The sequence below is a fragment of the Tritonibacter multivorans genome (genome assembly GCF_001458415.1).
GTDB classification, from domain to species: Bacteria; Pseudomonadota; Alphaproteobacteria; order Rhodobacterales; family Rhodobacteraceae; genus Epibacterium; species Epibacterium multivorans.
The window spans coordinates 70,218-83,667 of record NZ_CYSD01000039.1 but is presented as its reverse complement, the minus strand read 5'-3'; the positions used below and the strand labels follow the sequence as shown (position 1 = coordinate 83,667).

Below are 13,450 nucleotides of genomic sequence, written 5' to 3'. Positions count from 1 at the left end.
GGCAAAATCCGAAAAAACATGACGTAAATGTAACTTTGCGGCGTTCGTGAGCGCAACCATGTCGCAGATACCCAATAGTACCGATGTACGACATGCCATTAACCCGCTAGCACATGCCCATCCCAACCATAACTTCCGGGGGAGAGATGACCGACTTCAATAAGATCCTGATCGCCAACCGCGGCGAGATCGCCATCCGTGTGATGCGGGCTGCCAACGAAATGGGAAAAAAGACAGTTGCAGTCTATGCCGAAGAAGACAAACTCGGCCTACACCGTTTCAAAGCTGACGAAGCCTATCGCATTGGCGAAGGTATGGGCCCTGTTCAGGCCTACCTCTCCATCGACGAGATCATTCGCGTCGCCAAAGAATCCGGCGCAGATGCGATTCACCCTGGTTACGGCCTGCTGTCCGAGAACCCGGATTTTGTAGATGCCTGTGCCCGCAACGGCATCACCTTCATTGGTCCCAAATCCGAGACCATGCGCGCCCTTGGCGACAAGGCCTCGGCCCGCCGCGTTGCGGTTGAAGCCGGTGTGCCGGTTATCCCCGCGACCGAGGTTCTGGGCGATGACATGGCCGCCATCAAAAAAGAGGCAGCCGAGATCGGCTATCCCTTGATGCTCAAAGCCTCCTGGGGCGGTGGTGGTCGCGGTATGCGCCCGATCCTCGCCGAGGAAGAGCTCGAAGAAAAAGTCCTTGAAGGCCGCCGCGAAGCCGAAGCCGCTTTTGGCAATGGCGAAGGTTATCTGGAAAAGATGATCACCCGCGCCCGCCACGTCGAGGTCCAGATCCTGGGCGACAAGCACGGCGAGATCTATCACCTCTGGGAGCGGGACTGTTCCGTTCAGCGCCGCAACCAGAAGGTCGTGGAACGCGCCCCTGCCCCCTATCTGTCCGACGAACAGCGCACCGAGCTTTGTGAGCTGGGCCGCAAGATCTGCGCCCATGTGAACTATGAATGCGCGGGCACCGTCGAATTCCTGATGGATATGAACACCGGCAAGTTCTACTTCATCGAAGTGAACCCCCGCGTTCAGGTGGAACATACCGTCACCGAAGAGGTGACCGGCATCGACATCGTTCAGGCCCAGATCCTGATCGCCGAGGGCAAATCCATTGCGGAAGCCACCGGCAAATCTTCGCAGGACGACATCCGTCTGAACGGCCACGCGCTGCAGACCCGTGTGACGACTGAGGATCCGCTGAACAACTTCATTCCGGATTACGGTCGCATCACCACCTACCGTTCGGCCACCGGCATGGGCATCCGTCTGGATGGTGGCACCGCTTACTCTGGTGCGGTCATCACGCGGTATTATGACTCGCTGCTGACCAAGGTAACCGCTTGGGCGCCGACACCCGAAAAGGCGATTTCCCGCATGGACCGCGCGCTGCGCGAATTCCGTGTGCGCGGAGTCAGCACCAACATCGCCTTTGTGGAAAACCTGCTGAAGCACCCGATCTTCCTGTCGAATGAATACACCACCAAATTCATCGACGACACGCCGGACCTGTTCCACTTTGCCAAGCGCAAGGACCGCGGTACCAAGGTTCTGACCTATATTGCCGACATCACCGTCAACGGCCATCCGGAGACCGAAGGGCGCGCCAAACCGGCCGCTGACCTGAAGGAACCGCGCGCGCCCAAGACCGAACCCGGCAACCTGCCCTATGGCACCCGCAACCTGCTGGAGCAAAAGGGCGCACAGGCCGTCGCAGACTGGATGAAGGCGCAGCGTCAACTGCTGCTGACCGACACCACCATGCGCGATGGTCACCAGTCTCTGCTGGCAACCCGTATGCGCAGCCACGACATGATCAAGGTTGCACCGGCTTATGCTCAGAACCTCAGTCAGCTGTTCTCGGTTGAATGCTGGGGGGGCGCAACCTTCGACGTGGCCTACCGCTTCCTGCAGGAATGCCCCTGGCAGCGTCTGCGCGATCTGCGCGAAGCCATGCCGAACCTGATGACCCAAATGCTGCTGCGCGCATCGAACGGCGTTGGTTATACCAACTACCCCGACAATGTGGTGCAGGAATTTGTCCGTCAGGCCGCAACAACCGGCGTCGATGTATTCCGCGTCTTTGACTCGCTGAACTGGGTTGAAAACATGCGCGTCGCCATGGATGCCGTCGTTGAATCCGGCAAGGTCTGCGAAGGCACCATCTGCTACACCGGCGACATCCTCGACCCGGACCGCGCCAAGTATGACATCAAATACTATGTCGGCATGGCCAAAGAACTGGAAGCCGCTGGCGCTCATGTTCTGGGCCTGAAGGACATGGCGGGTCTGTTGAAACCGGCCTCTGCCCGTATCCTCGTGAAAGCGCTGAAAGAAGAGGTCGGCCTGCCGATCCACTTCCACACGCATGACACTTCTGGCATTGCCGGTGCGACCATTCTGGCCGCGGCGGATGCGGGTGTGGATGCTGTGGATGCTGCTATGGATGCCTTCTCTGGTGGCACCTCGCAGCCCTGCCTTGGCTCCATTGTCGAAGGCCTGCGCAACACCGACCGCGACACCGGTCTGGACATCGAAAGCATCCGCGAGGTTTCCGGCTACTGGGAGCAGGTGCGCGCGCAATACGCGGCATTTGAGTCCGGCCTGCAGGCGCCTGCATCGGAAGTGTACCTGCACGAGATGCCCGGCGGTCAGTTCACCAACCTCAAGGCACAGGCGCGTTCGCTCGGTCTCGAAGACCGCTGGAGCGAAGTTGCCCATACCTATGCGGATGTGAACCAGATGTTTGGTGACATCGTCAAAGTGACCCCGTCTTCCAAAGTGGTTGGCGACATGGCGCTGATGATGGTGTCCCAGAACCTGACCCGTGCGGAAGTCGAAGATCCCAAGACCGATGTGGCCTTCCCCGACTCTGTCGTAGATATGATGCGCGGCAATCTGGGCCAGCCTCCGGGCGGCTTCCCGGCTGGTATCGTCGACAAGGTGCTAAAGGGCGATGCCCCGAACACCGAACGCCCCGGCGCCCATCTGGAGCCGATCGACCTCGAAGCGACCCGCGCAGAGCTGTCCTCGGAACTCGAAGGGTTCAAAGTCGATGACGAGGATCTGAACGGTTACCTGATGTACCCCAAAGTCTTCCTCGACTACATGGGCCGTCACCGCACCTATGGTCCGGTTCGCGTCCTGCCGACGAAGACCTTCTTCTACGGCATGGAACCGGGCGAGCAGATCGCGGCTGAAATTGACCCCGGTAAGACACTGGAAATCCGCCTGCAGGCCATTGGTGAAACCGATGACAAAGGCGAGGTCAAAGTCTTCTTCGAACTGAACGGTGCACCGCGTGTGATCCGCGTTCAGAACCGCAAGGTTGTGGCAACGCAAGCGGCCAACCCGAAAGCCGAAGCTGGCAACGCCAACCACATCGGTGCGCCGATGCCGGGTGTTGTGTCCTCGGTCGCGGTCAGCGTTGGCCAGCAAGTCACCGAAGGTGACCTGCTGCTGACGATCGAGGCGATGAAGATGGAAACCGGTATCCACGCCGAACGCAGCGCCGTGATCAAAGCCGTCCACGCGCAAGCGGGTGGTCAGATCGACGCCAAAGATCTGCTGATCGAACTGGAATAATGAAAAACCTCCAAGCCCCGGAACCGTTCTGGGGCTTGGAGACCTCAACTTTGGCCTGATGCAACAGGCCGCGCATTGGCTCAGGCCTTGCGGAACAGGAACAGCTTTTCCCCGCGCAGCAGGCTGTATTTGACCACATCTGCGCCCTCAGAAGTGATCTCTGCTTCCAGGGCGAACCCGCAAGATTGAATGCGGTCGCGGAAATCCCTGCCATACATCCGAACGTGATCATGCTGCCCGAAGTGCAGAAGCCGTTCTGCATCACTGTCGATACCTTCGGGCTCGTAGGTTTCTTCCCAGCCTTCAATCAGCGGCACAGTACACAGCAAAACCCCGCCCGGTTTCAGAATCCGATGCAGTTCACGCGCGGCTTTGAAATCATCCACATGTTCCAGAACATGATTGGCCATAATGACATCATACTGCGCATCCGGCAGATCAATGTTTTCCATGTTCAGTTGCAAATCAAAGCCCGCTGCGAGATCAGCAGTGACATAGTGCTGGAACCGGGACCGGAAGTAATCCGAAAGCATTGGCTCGGGCGCAAAATGAAGAACACGGCTGTTTTCATCCGCATCTCCCAGCACTTGCCCACGTTTCACCGCCAGCATGATGAGCCGATGCCGCTCAACCGAGTGGCATTTGGGACAGCTTGCATCGACGCGCTGCGGAAAACCCGTGGGACGGAAATCGCCGTGATAATCGCAGACGCTGCAATGACGTGGCGTGGACGGCTGCGCGCGCTGGACCGCCGCAGCCTGGCTCTGCAAAGTTCGAAGAATTCCCATCACACGGTCATCAACGACCGAAGACGTCCCGTCTGGGAAATCGATCCGAAATTCTTTGGGCTGTAACGTCATTCTGACCTCCTGGGCGTGTAGGATTTGATCTAAATTCGATCTGACCCAACCACGGATAGCCACATCTGCTTAACAAGCCCGTAATCCCCCAACATCCGCGGCGATTTGAACAGGTTGTCAGGTCGCAAAAATTGGCTTTTTTCTGCGGGTTGGCCTCGCCTTGGGGCGCTGACGCCCTAAGATCAATCCGGATTTCCTCAAGTTCGGAGCGCACATGCTTGCCACCACCTCTCTCTATGCCGCCCTGCTAACCGCGATGCTGCTGTTTTTGTCGGCCCGCGTGATTGTTCTGCGCAACCGCGAACGCGTTGCAATTGGCACAGGCCAAAGCGAAGCCCTGCTCAGGGCCACGCGTGTTCAAGGCAATTTTTCGGAATATGTGCCGCTTGGCCTGATCCTGATGGGGCTATGCGAAGCCCAAGGTGTGCCCGGATGGCAAATCCACCTGTTCGGAGCGCTGCTGTTTTTTGGCCGGGTCAGTCACTTTATCGGCGTCAGCGGTGACGAAAAATCCTTGCGCCCGCGCATTGTTGGCATGGTCATGACCTTTACAATGCTCGCCATGGCCGGGCTACGCTTACTTTTCGTCGCCTTGTAACGCGGGACTTATTTACGCCGCCTTCAGCAGCGCCTGAACCCGCGAGGCAATCCCGGAGATGGTTGCCAGATCCTGCGCAGAAAAAGGGGCGCGGGCTTCGATATTGGTGAAATTCACCGTTCCCAACACCTGCGTGCCCTGCATCATCGGCGCACCGATATAAGTCTCCAGCTGGAAAACACTATAACAGGGGTGATCCGACAGATCAGACGCCCCCGCCGCATGATAGGCAACAGGCCCACCGGCCCGCATGGTTTGCAGACAATAGGTTTCGCCCAGCGGAAATTCGGTGCCCGGTTCTGCCGGTGCAATATCGGACTCGGAAAACACCACGCGATACACGTCACCCTTGATTTCGCTGACCAAGGCAAAAGCCGTCCCAAAATGGGCATTGCCCTCTTGCAGGATGGCCTGAATTTTATCGTCAATACTCAGGGTGTCTTGACCGGAAATCTCGTCCAATCTGATCTCGATTTCCGTCAGCTTGCTTTCCCCAACCTGTGTCGCCTCTTGGGACATGCCTATTCCTCACCCTCACCTTGCCGCGTAAAACACGTGCAAAAATTAGAATATTTCTCAAAGAGCCAGCAAAACAAGAACTCATTAAGAACACTCTACCGATGGGTGAGCGGTTTCTTTCTACACATCTGGAGGGCCAAAAAAATGCGCATCTTGTGCATTTTCCACTTGCGGCGCTCGGCGAATAGCCATAAATCAGCGCTCACCGATAAGGAAGCGGGCGTAGCTCAGGGGTAGAGCATAACCTTGCCAAGGTTAGGGTCGGGCGTTCGAATCGCCTCGCCCGCTCCAATCGGTCCTCCCAAAGATACATGTTTCATCCACAGATTTTGGATCGCAGCAGTCTTGCATTAACCAAGCGGCTGACGGTATCACTGTCTGCGAACAGAATGAGAACTCCGCACCCTGTGGCGCGGCGAAGGGCAAGAGAGAGAGAAATGCTGTCATCGGTGGAACTTTGTGCAGGTGCAGGCGGTCAGGCCTTGGGTCTGGAAAAAGCCGGCTTTGACCACACAGCTCTGGTCGAAATTGACAAGCACTGCTGCGCCACCCTGCGCCACAACCGTCCCAATTGGAACGTTCTGGAAGAAGACGTGCGCAAGTTCAAAGAGGTCGCAGGCGACTATCGTGGCATTGATCTGCTTGCGGGTGGCCTGCCCTGTCCGCCCTTCTCGGTGGCAGGCAAGCAGCTCGGCGAAAAAGACGAACGCAACCTGTTTGACGATGCGTTGGAAATCGTTGACGCCACCCGTCCCCGCGCGGTGATGATCGAAAACGTCCGCGGCTTTCTGGATGCGGTGTTTCTGGACTACCGCGAAAAGCTGAAGACGCAACTGGGCAAGCTGGGGTACGAGACCGACTGGCGGCTTTTGAATGCCTCGGACTTCGGCGTGCCGCAATTGCGCCCCCGCGTGGTGATCGTGGCCCTGCGCAAGGAATTTTCCGGCCAGTTCGCCTGGCCCGAAGCCCTGCCGCACAACCCGCCCACCGTCGGCGAAACACTGATTGACCTGATGAAAGAACGCGGCTGGCGCGGTGCGGATGCTTGGAAAGACCAAGCCAACGAAATCGCGCCCACTATCGTTGGCGGGTCAAAGAAACATGGCGGCCCCGACCTGGGTCCGACCCGTGCGCGGCGCGCTTGGGCCGCCTTGGGGGTCGAAGGACGCACCATCGCCTATGAGGCACCGGACCCCTTCCACAATGACATGCCGCGCCTGACCGTGCGCATGGTCGCGCGCATTCAGGGATTTCCGGATGAATGGCACTTCACCGGTGCAAAAACCAACGCGTACCGTCAGGTCGGCAACGCGTTTCCGCCGCCCGTCGCCCAAGCCGTTGCAACGCAGCTGAAGGCCGCCATTGCCAAACCCGCGCTGCGCGTCGTCGGCTCTTAACCCCACATGAAACAGAAGCTTCCCGAAAGTCTGGTGGTCGATGGCCACCCGGACTTTGACCGTCTGCGCGCATTGGCCGATGAAATCACCGCCCGCGCAGGTGGCCCACTCGAGTTGGAGCGACAATTCCCTGCCATGCTGCGCGACTGCATTGATGCGGTGATCATGACCGCCAAAACCGGACGCCGCGCCTATGAAGATCTGGAAAAAACCGAGAAGACTTATATCGGCACACGGGTCGAGATTGAACTGCGCGCGTTGCTGCGCCTGCGCAAGGGGCGCTTGGACACGCTGATCCTGGATCAGGATGTGGACATCAAACACACCATGGGCACCAATTGGATGATCCCAACCGAAGCGCTGGATCACCCCTGCCTTCTGGTCGCGGCCGACGAACAGCGCGCACGCTGCTATCTGGGTCTGATTGTGGCCCGCCCCGAATACCTGACGACCGGTAAGAACAAGGACTCCAAGGCCAGCATTTCAGCCACCGGCTTTGGTCATATCCTGTGGCTCTTGAAAGAACAGCCCTACCCCGCAAATTTCTGGCGCGATCTTGCCGCCGAGGTCGTGGACGAAATCTTTGCCGGCGACACCGGAAATCTACGTATGGCGACCCTGTTTCGCCGCGTGCAGTCCCACATCATTCCCCGCGACGTGGTCGAGGCCGTGGCCCGCCAAAAGGACTTCATGCGCCGGATACGTTCCGATGGCGGCAATGGCACACGGGATGTTCTGGCCCGGGAAAACATCGTTGTCCTAGAAGGCCGGAAGGACGCGCAGCTGATCCGTGCCCTGGGTCTTCCAGCCTGCACAGGCTCTGAATTCATCTCCTGCAAACTGCTGGATCCACGGCAGATAAACCTTGCTGCACAGGCCGGTCACAGGGTCGACACACCCACCTAACCCATTGATTTTACGGATAAGTGAAAAAGTTTTTGCCTTTTTGTCATTTTCCTCTTGCGGCCCTCGGCGGTATTGCCTAGAACCCGCCTCACCGAAAGGAAGCGGGCGTAGCTCAGGGGTAGAGCATAACCTTGCCAAGGTTAGGGTCGGGCGTTCGAATCGCCTCGCCCGCTCCAATTCGGAAGCCAGACCACCCAGCTGGCGGACATATGTGACTGGTATGCGGGCGTAGCTCAGGGGTAGAGCATAACCTTGCCAAGGTTAGGGTCGGGCGTTCGAATCGCCTCGCCCGCTCCATTCACACATCACAAAACGCCGCCCTTCGGGGCGGCGTTTGTGTTTTCAGCACGCCCCCAAACGCCCTATACATTTGATCAAATTTCCTTTGACCTAAGGGCCGACTGACGCAATCCTTCCCACAGCGACGCAGGAAGGAGCTCCCATGGCATCCGTGATCTATCCCACCACCAATTTCACCGCGACCGAGCAGCTTGTGTTGGAACGCGGCGAAGGCATCTATGTCTATGACGCCGAGGGCCGCAAATATATCGAAGGGCTGGCCGGCCTATGGTGCACGTCGCTGGGATATTCCAACCAAGAGCTTATTGATGCGATCACAGCCCAGGTCAACGCACTGCCCTTCCAGCACACGTTTGGCGGCAAGACACACAGGCCCGTCATGGCCCTTGCCGAAAAGCTGAAAGCCATGGTTCCGGTTGAAGATGCCTATGTTTTCTTTGGCAATTCCGGTTCAGACGCCAATGACAGCCACCTGAAAATGCTGCGCTATTACTTCAACGCGATCGGCAAGCCCGAAAAACGCAAAATCCTGACCCGCGAACGCGGCTATCACGGCGTCACAGTTGCCGCTGGATCGCTCACCTCGCTGCCCGCCAACCTTGCGCATTTCGACGCACCGCTTGAGGCCCTGAACATCCACCGCACAGATGCGCCGCATTACTATACCGGCCGTCAGGGAAATGAGACCGAAGCGCAATTTGTTGAACGCATCCTGAACAATCTGGAACAGCTGATCCTCGCGGAAGGCCCCGACACCATTGCTGCCATGATTGTCGAACCCATAACCGGTGCCTCCGGCGTTATAGTCCCGCCTGATGGCTACTACGAAGGGCTACAATCCCTGCTGCGCAAATACGGTATTCTGGTCTGGGCCGATGAGGTCATTTGCGGCTTTGGGCGCACCGGTGCGGATTTTGGCTGCACCACCATGGGGATCAAACCAGACCTCATGAGCCTTGCAAAACAACTGTCATCGGCCTATGTGCCGATCTCTGCGGCGATCATCCCAGGCTGGATGTACGAGGCGATTGTGGCGCAAACCAATGAGGTAGGCGTGTTCGGGCACGGCTATACCTATTCCGGCCACCCAGTCGCCTGCGCCGCAGCGCTCAAGACATTGGAAATCTACGAACGTGACAAAGTGTTTGATCACGCTGCTGAAGTCGGAGCCTATCTTCAGGATCAGCTGCGCAAGATGTTCAACGATCACCCCCTGGTCGGAGAAGTGCGCGGAAAAGGGCTGATCGCCGCATTGGAACTGGTGTCAGACAAAACCACCGGCGCAACCATTCCTGGCGGTAAAGGCGGGGCCGCTGCGGTGAGACACTGCCAGGAAAACGGGCTGATCCTGCGTGCGGTGGCTGGCAATGCGCTGGCGTTCTGCCCTCCGCTGATCATCACCACGGATCAGGTGGATGATATGCTGCAGCGCGCCAAACTGGGCATGGACGCCGCTTATGAGGAATTGCGCCACGAAGGCCACATTTAAGGGGCTCTGCCCCTCTGGACCCAAGGGCCCATTCACCCCGGAGTTTTCGGGCCAAAAGAAGCATGGTCCCGTTTCTTTTGGCGAAAAATACTCCGGAGCGCGAGGCAGAGCCTCGCAAACCACAGCAAGGCTTGGCCTACCCCCTCCAAGGGCTTATAAGCGCGGGCGTCAAATCAAGGAAATTGCCCATGCGCACAGCAAAAGTGACCCGCAAGACCGCCGAGACCGAGATTTCGGTTGAAATCAACCTCGACGGCACCGGTGCTTATGACAACCAGACCGGCGTCGGGTTCTTTGACCATATGCTGGACCAGCTGTCGCGCCACTCGCTGATCGATTTCACAATCCGCGCCAAGGGTGATTATCACATCGATGACCACCACACCGTGGAGGACACCGGCATCGCGCTGGGTCAGGCATTGGTGGAGGCCCTGGGCGACAAGAAAGGCATCAACCGTTACGGCGAATGCCACTTGCCGATGGATGACGCGCAGGTGCGCGCGGCGCTGGATCTGTCCGCGCGCCCCTTCCTTGTCTGGAATGTTGACCTGCCGACCCAGAAAATTGGCAACTTCGACACCGAACTGGTGCGCGAGTTCTTCCAAGGGTTTGCGACACATGGCGGCATCACCCTGCACGTGGACCAAATCCACGGCGTGAACAGCCACCATATTGCCGAAGCGGCTTTCAAAGCCGTGGCCCGCGCCCTGCGCACTGCAGTTGAGACCGACCCGCGCAAAGCCGACGCCATCCCCTCGACCAAAGGCGCGCTGTAACATGCTGACTGCGATCATCGACTACGAGAGCGGCAACCTGCACTCGGCCGAAAAAGCCTTCCAGCGCATGGCGCGGGAAATGGATGCGGGCGAGGTTGTGGTGACCTCGGATGCAGAGGTTGTGGCGCGCGCCGATCGTCTGGTTTTGCCCGGCGATGGTGCCTTCCCGGCCTGCGCAGCGGAACTGCGCGGGCACAAAGGCATCTATGAGGCAATGGTTGAGGCGGTCGAGCAGAAAGCGCGGCCCTTTCTGGGCATCTGCGTCGGCATGCAGCTGATGGCCACCACCGGTCACGAATATGAAGAAACCCCGGGGCTGGGTTGGGTGCAGGGGGATGTGGTGAAAATCACGCCCAATGACCCCAGCCTTAAGGTGCCCCACATGGGCTGGAACAATCTGGTGATCGACCATGACCACCCGGTGTTCGACGGCATCCAGTCGGGCGATCACACCTATTTCGTACACAGCTATCATTTCCGGGTCACAAACCCGGCCGAACGGCTGGCACATGTGGATTATGCCGGGGATGTCACCGCTGTGATTGGCCGCGACACCATGTTGGGCATGCAGTTTCACCCGGAAAAAAGCCAGGATATTGGCCTTCGGATGATCGGCAACTTCCTGACCTGGAAGCCCTAATCCAAAAAGGGCAGGCGCATATTTTCCCAGCGATGCGCCTGCCCCAATTTACCCGATCCTTACCCCTGCGGCAGATATTTCTGCCATGGACACTCGGGCGCCGCGCAGGCAAAAGACCCCGACACGAAACCCCTCGCAGGCCCCCTACTCCCGTGAACATGCGCTTTGAGAAATACGACTACCGCGACGGCCATCACCGCTATTGCATGCTGAGCCTGAGCCGGACCCTGTTTGGGGACTGGTGCGTGGAACGGGCCTCGGGGCCGATTGGTGCCTCGGGCGGCAACCAAAAACGCTACTATTTTGCCTCTCACGCCGAGGCCATGCAGCTGTTTGAAACGACACGGGACCGGCAAGTGAAGCATGGCTTCGTGCCGATCCCGGTCCAGATGGGGTTGTTCTGAGAACACCCCGCGAGCAGACTTATTTCACGCGCGTCCAGGTTTGACCGCGGCAGATCAAGCCGCCAGCGACGCAGCCTTTGACCTTGAGTTTATTGCCATTGAGGGCCATTTTCGACACATAGGTCTTGTCGCTATCCGGCGCCCAGATTTTACCACCGGCGTAATCCCCATTGCCGCTGGATTTCATATCCCAAATCAGCTTTTTCCCGAGGTTCTCGTAGGCCCCGTCAGAAGAGCCGCTGGCATCAAATGCCTTTGAAATCGTGCCGCAGATGTCCGACCCACAGGGTGCGATCGCCACATGCAGATAGCCACCCGTATCGCCCGCTTCGGTCTGCCAAGTACCCGCAACCGGATCCGCTGCCGCCACAGTTCCAAAGGCAATAGCAGCCGCAGCCGCCGCAATAATACGTTTCATCGTCTCTCTCCTCCCAATGAATGCGAACACCTTGGCAAAGCCCGCCGCCTGCAGGCAAGATTGTCCTTGGGTCACCCTGCCTGACGACAAAACCGCGCCGAGATTGCAAAACGCCCCCGCTTGGTGCAAAAGACCGCCGAACCAAAAAGCTCCAGCAGGAAAGCCCGCGCCCATGATCCTTTATCCCGCGATTGACCTCAAAGACGGCCAGGCCGTGCGCCTCCTGCATGGGGACATGGACAAAACCACGGTCTTCAACGACAACCCTGCTGCCCAAGCGCTGGAATTCGTCGCGGCAGGTTGCGAATGGCTGCACCTTGTTGACCTTAATGGCGCTTTTGCAGGCGAACCTGTCAATGCAGCCCCCGTAGAAGAAATCCTGAAGCAAACCAAAGTTCCCGCGCAGCTGGGCGGCGGCATCCGCGACATGAAAACAATCGAGACCTGGATCGACAAGGGGCTCGCCCGTGTGATCCTCGGTACGGTTGCGGTGGAAAACCCCGATCTGGTGCGCGAAGCGGCCCGCGCATTCCCCGGCAAGGTTGCCGTGGGCATTGATGCACGCAACGGCCGCGTTGCCACCAAAGGCTGGGCTGAAGAAACCGATGTCATGGTCACCGATCTTGCCAAATCTTTTGAAGACGCAGGCGTGGCAGCCATCATCTATACCGACATTATGCGCGACGGCGCCATGAAAGGCCCCAACGTCGAGGCCACCGCGGATCTCGCCAACGCGGTGTCCATCCCGGTCATCGCCTCCGGAGGTGTCTCTTCGCTCGACGATCTGCGCGCGCTGAAATCCTGCGGCGCTGCGCTCAATGGCGCGATCTCCGGCCGCGCGCTTTATGACGGCGCCATTGACCTGGCCGAGGCGCTCAACGTTCTGAAGGCCTGATCCTTCTTTTGGCCCAAAAAACTCTGGGGTGAATTGCCGGCTTTGCCCGGCAAGAGGGGCAAAGCCCCTCCCCGCTCACCCGTGATGCCCTCCCTGTGACACCCTGCCCTCTGGTGCCGCCCGTCACCCTATGGTTGCCTGCCGCCATCTCAGATTCGGAGGCCGCCAGATGCCAGACGTCATCAGATCCACCCTACCGCCCGAAGCTGCAATCCACGCCAAATGTGCCCCCGGCGATTTTTTGGACTGCTACAGCTGCAAATCCTCGCTCGGTGTCGAAGAGGCCGCAGCACAGGCGTTTCAAATGCCCGGCTGGGCCAGCGCCCTTATGACGCTTCGCAACAAACTGGTCGCCCCGCTTGGCCTCAAAACCGGCACCACAGAGGAAGAGCTCACCCCCAGCGCCTTCCCCATCACCTTCCAGCGTGAAAACGAAGTGCAATACGGCCTCGACGACAGCCACCTCAACTTTCGCATTACTTTGCTCAGGAAAGACGGGCGCATTTACATGTCCACCTGGGTACATGTGAACAACCTTGTGGGACGTGCCTATCTGACTCTGATCATGCCCTTTCATGTGCTGATCGTGCGCGACGGCGTGGCGCGGGTGGCACGCGCGGGCTAAAGCCCCCTTCCCCCCGCGGCCCTTCCGGTCCAT

Annotated in this window: 13 protein-coding genes and 3 tRNA genes; 13 read left to right on the top strand and 3 right to left on the bottom strand. The window is 58.6% G+C overall.

Features of this window, described 5'->3' with window-relative positions; all coding sequences use genetic code 11:
* The first annotated feature begins 146 nt into the window (after window positions 1–146).
* Window positions 147–3,590 carry a pyruvate carboxylase gene (locus tag TRM7557_RS13875; RefSeq protein WP_058290824.1) on the top strand — a complete coding sequence of 1,148 codons (3,444 nt, stop codon included), beginning with the start codon at window positions 147–149 and terminating at the stop codon, window positions 3,588–3,590.
* A gap of 80 nt (window positions 3,591–3,670) precedes the next feature.
* Here the strand turns inward: TRM7557_RS13875 and TRM7557_RS13870 are convergent, their stop codons facing one another.
* Window positions 3,671–4,450: a class I SAM-dependent methyltransferase gene (locus TRM7557_RS13870; protein ID WP_058290823.1), complete on the bottom strand. Its 780-nt coding sequence runs from the start codon at window positions 4,448–4,450 to the stop codon at window positions 3,671–3,673.
* Between the two features lie 214 nt (window positions 4,451–4,664).
* Here TRM7557_RS13870 and TRM7557_RS13865 point away from each other — a divergent pair, with 214 nt between their 5' ends.
* On the top strand, window positions 4,665–5,048 hold the full coding sequence (locus TRM7557_RS13865; protein ID WP_058290822.1) for an MAPEG family protein: 384 nt from the start codon (window positions 4,665–4,667) through the stop codon (window positions 5,046–5,048).
* Window positions 5,049–5,060: 12 nt separating this feature from the next.
* On the opposite strand, the gene TRM7557_RS13860 is transcribed toward TRM7557_RS13865, so the two are convergent.
* Entirely contained in the window at window positions 5,061–5,567 is a 507-nt protein-coding gene (locus TRM7557_RS13860; protein ID WP_058290821.1) for a GAF domain-containing protein, read from the bottom strand.
* A gap of 216 nt (window positions 5,568–5,783) precedes the next feature.
* Here TRM7557_RS13860 and TRM7557_RS13855 point away from each other — a divergent pair.
* The 9 genes from TRM7557_RS13855 (at window position 5,784) to TRM7557_RS13815 (ending at window position 11,479) form a co-directional block, all read left to right on the top strand.
* A tRNA-Gly gene (locus TRM7557_RS13855) sits at window positions 5,784–5,858 on the top strand.
* A gap of 146 nt (window positions 5,859–6,004) precedes the next feature.
* Window positions 6,005–6,964, top strand: coding sequence for a DNA cytosine methyltransferase (locus tag TRM7557_RS13850; protein WP_058290820.1), 960 nt, complete (start codon window positions 6,005–6,007; stop codon window positions 6,962–6,964).
* 6 nt (window positions 6,965–6,970) lie between these two features.
* Complete coding sequence (locus TRM7557_RS13845) at window positions 6,971–7,870, top strand: NaeI family type II restriction endonuclease (protein ID WP_058290819.1); 900 nt, start codon at window positions 6,971–6,973, stop codon at window positions 7,868–7,870.
* Window positions 7,871–7,971: 101 nt separating this feature from the next.
* Window positions 7,972–8,046 (top strand) — tRNA-Gly (locus TRM7557_RS13840).
* A gap of 46 nt (window positions 8,047–8,092) precedes the next feature.
* Window positions 8,093–8,167: transfer RNA gene (locus tag TRM7557_RS13835), tRNA-Gly, on the top strand.
* Window positions 8,168–8,312: 145 nt separating this feature from the next.
* Window positions 8,313–9,659 carry an aminotransferase gene (locus TRM7557_RS13830; protein WP_058290818.1) on the top strand — a complete coding sequence of 449 codons (1,347 nt, stop codon included), beginning with the start codon at window positions 8,313–8,315 and terminating at the stop codon, window positions 9,657–9,659.
* Between the two features lie 188 nt (window positions 9,660–9,847).
* Window positions 9,848–10,435 carry an imidazoleglycerol-phosphate dehydratase HisB gene (gene hisB, locus TRM7557_RS13825; RefSeq protein WP_058290817.1) on the top strand — a complete coding sequence of 196 codons (588 nt, stop codon included), beginning with the start codon at window positions 9,848–9,850 and terminating at the stop codon, window positions 10,433–10,435.
* 1 nt (window position 10,436) lies between these two features.
* Window positions 10,437–11,075: an imidazole glycerol phosphate synthase subunit HisH gene (gene hisH, locus TRM7557_RS13820; RefSeq protein WP_058290816.1), complete on the top strand. Its 639-nt coding sequence runs from the start codon at window positions 10,437–10,439 to the stop codon at window positions 11,073–11,075.
* Window positions 11,076–11,227: 152 nt separating this feature from the next.
* Window positions 11,228–11,479, top strand: a complete 252-nt coding sequence (locus TRM7557_RS13815; protein WP_058290815.1) for a WGR domain-containing protein — start codon at window positions 11,228–11,230, stop codon at window positions 11,477–11,479.
* A gap of 19 nt (window positions 11,480–11,498) precedes the next feature.
* On the opposite strand, the gene TRM7557_RS13810 is transcribed toward TRM7557_RS13815, so the two are convergent.
* Window positions 11,499–11,897, bottom strand: a complete 399-nt coding sequence (locus tag TRM7557_RS13810) for a DUF2147 domain-containing protein (protein ID WP_058290814.1) — start codon at window positions 11,895–11,897, stop codon at window positions 11,499–11,501.
* 172 nt (window positions 11,898–12,069) lie between these two features.
* Here TRM7557_RS13810 and hisA point away from each other — a divergent pair, with 172 nt between their 5' ends.
* Window positions 12,070–12,792, top strand: coding sequence for a 1-(5-phosphoribosyl)-5-[(5-phosphoribosylamino)methylideneamino]imidazole-4-carboxamide isomerase (gene hisA, locus TRM7557_RS13805; RefSeq protein ID WP_058290813.1), 723 nt, complete (start codon window positions 12,070–12,072; stop codon window positions 12,790–12,792).
* Window positions 12,793–12,961: 169 nt separating this feature from the next.
* Window positions 12,962–13,417 carry a DUF2867 domain-containing protein gene (locus tag TRM7557_RS13800; RefSeq protein WP_058290812.1) on the top strand — a complete coding sequence of 152 codons (456 nt, stop codon included), beginning with the start codon at window positions 12,962–12,964 and terminating at the stop codon, window positions 13,415–13,417.
* The last annotated feature ends 33 nt before the right edge of the window (window positions 13,418–13,450 follow it).

Bases quoted from the DNA above. Each gene is read 5' to 3' on its own strand.
- TRM7557_RS13830 (WP_058290818.1), top strand. From the start codon at position 8,313: ATGGCATCCGTGATCTATCCCACCACCAATTTCACCGCGACCGAGCAG.
- TRM7557_RS13870 (WP_058290823.1), bottom strand. From the start codon at position 4,450: ATGACGTTACAGCCCAAAGAATTTCGGATCGATTTCCCAGACGGGACG.
- hisH (WP_058290816.1), top strand. From the start codon at position 10,437: ATGCTGACTGCGATCATCGACTACGAGAGCGGCAACCTGCACTCGGCC.
- TRM7557_RS13875 (WP_058290824.1), top strand. From the start codon at position 147: ATGACCGACTTCAATAAGATCCTGATCGCCAACCGCGGCGAGATCGCC.
- TRM7557_RS13845 (WP_058290819.1), top strand. From the start codon at position 6,971: ATGAAACAGAAGCTTCCCGAAAGTCTGGTGGTCGATGGCCACCCGGAC.
- hisA (WP_058290813.1), top strand. From the start codon at position 12,070: ATGATCCTTTATCCCGCGATTGACCTCAAAGACGGCCAGGCCGTGCGC.
- TRM7557_RS13800 (WP_058290812.1), top strand. From the start codon at position 12,962: ATGCCAGACGTCATCAGATCCACCCTACCGCCCGAAGCTGCAATCCAC.
- TRM7557_RS13850 (WP_058290820.1), top strand. From the start codon at position 6,005: ATGCTGTCATCGGTGGAACTTTGTGCAGGTGCAGGCGGTCAGGCCTTG.
- TRM7557_RS13810 (WP_058290814.1), bottom strand. From the start codon at position 11,897: ATGAAACGTATTATTGCGGCGGCTGCGGCTGCTATTGCCTTTGGAACT.
- TRM7557_RS13860 (WP_058290821.1), bottom strand. From the start codon at position 5,567: ATGTCCCAAGAGGCGACACAGGTTGGGGAAAGCAAGCTGACGGAAATC.
- TRM7557_RS13865 (WP_058290822.1), top strand. From the start codon at position 4,665: ATGCTTGCCACCACCTCTCTCTATGCCGCCCTGCTAACCGCGATGCTG.
- hisB (WP_058290817.1), top strand. From the start codon at position 9,848: ATGCGCACAGCAAAAGTGACCCGCAAGACCGCCGAGACCGAGATTTCG.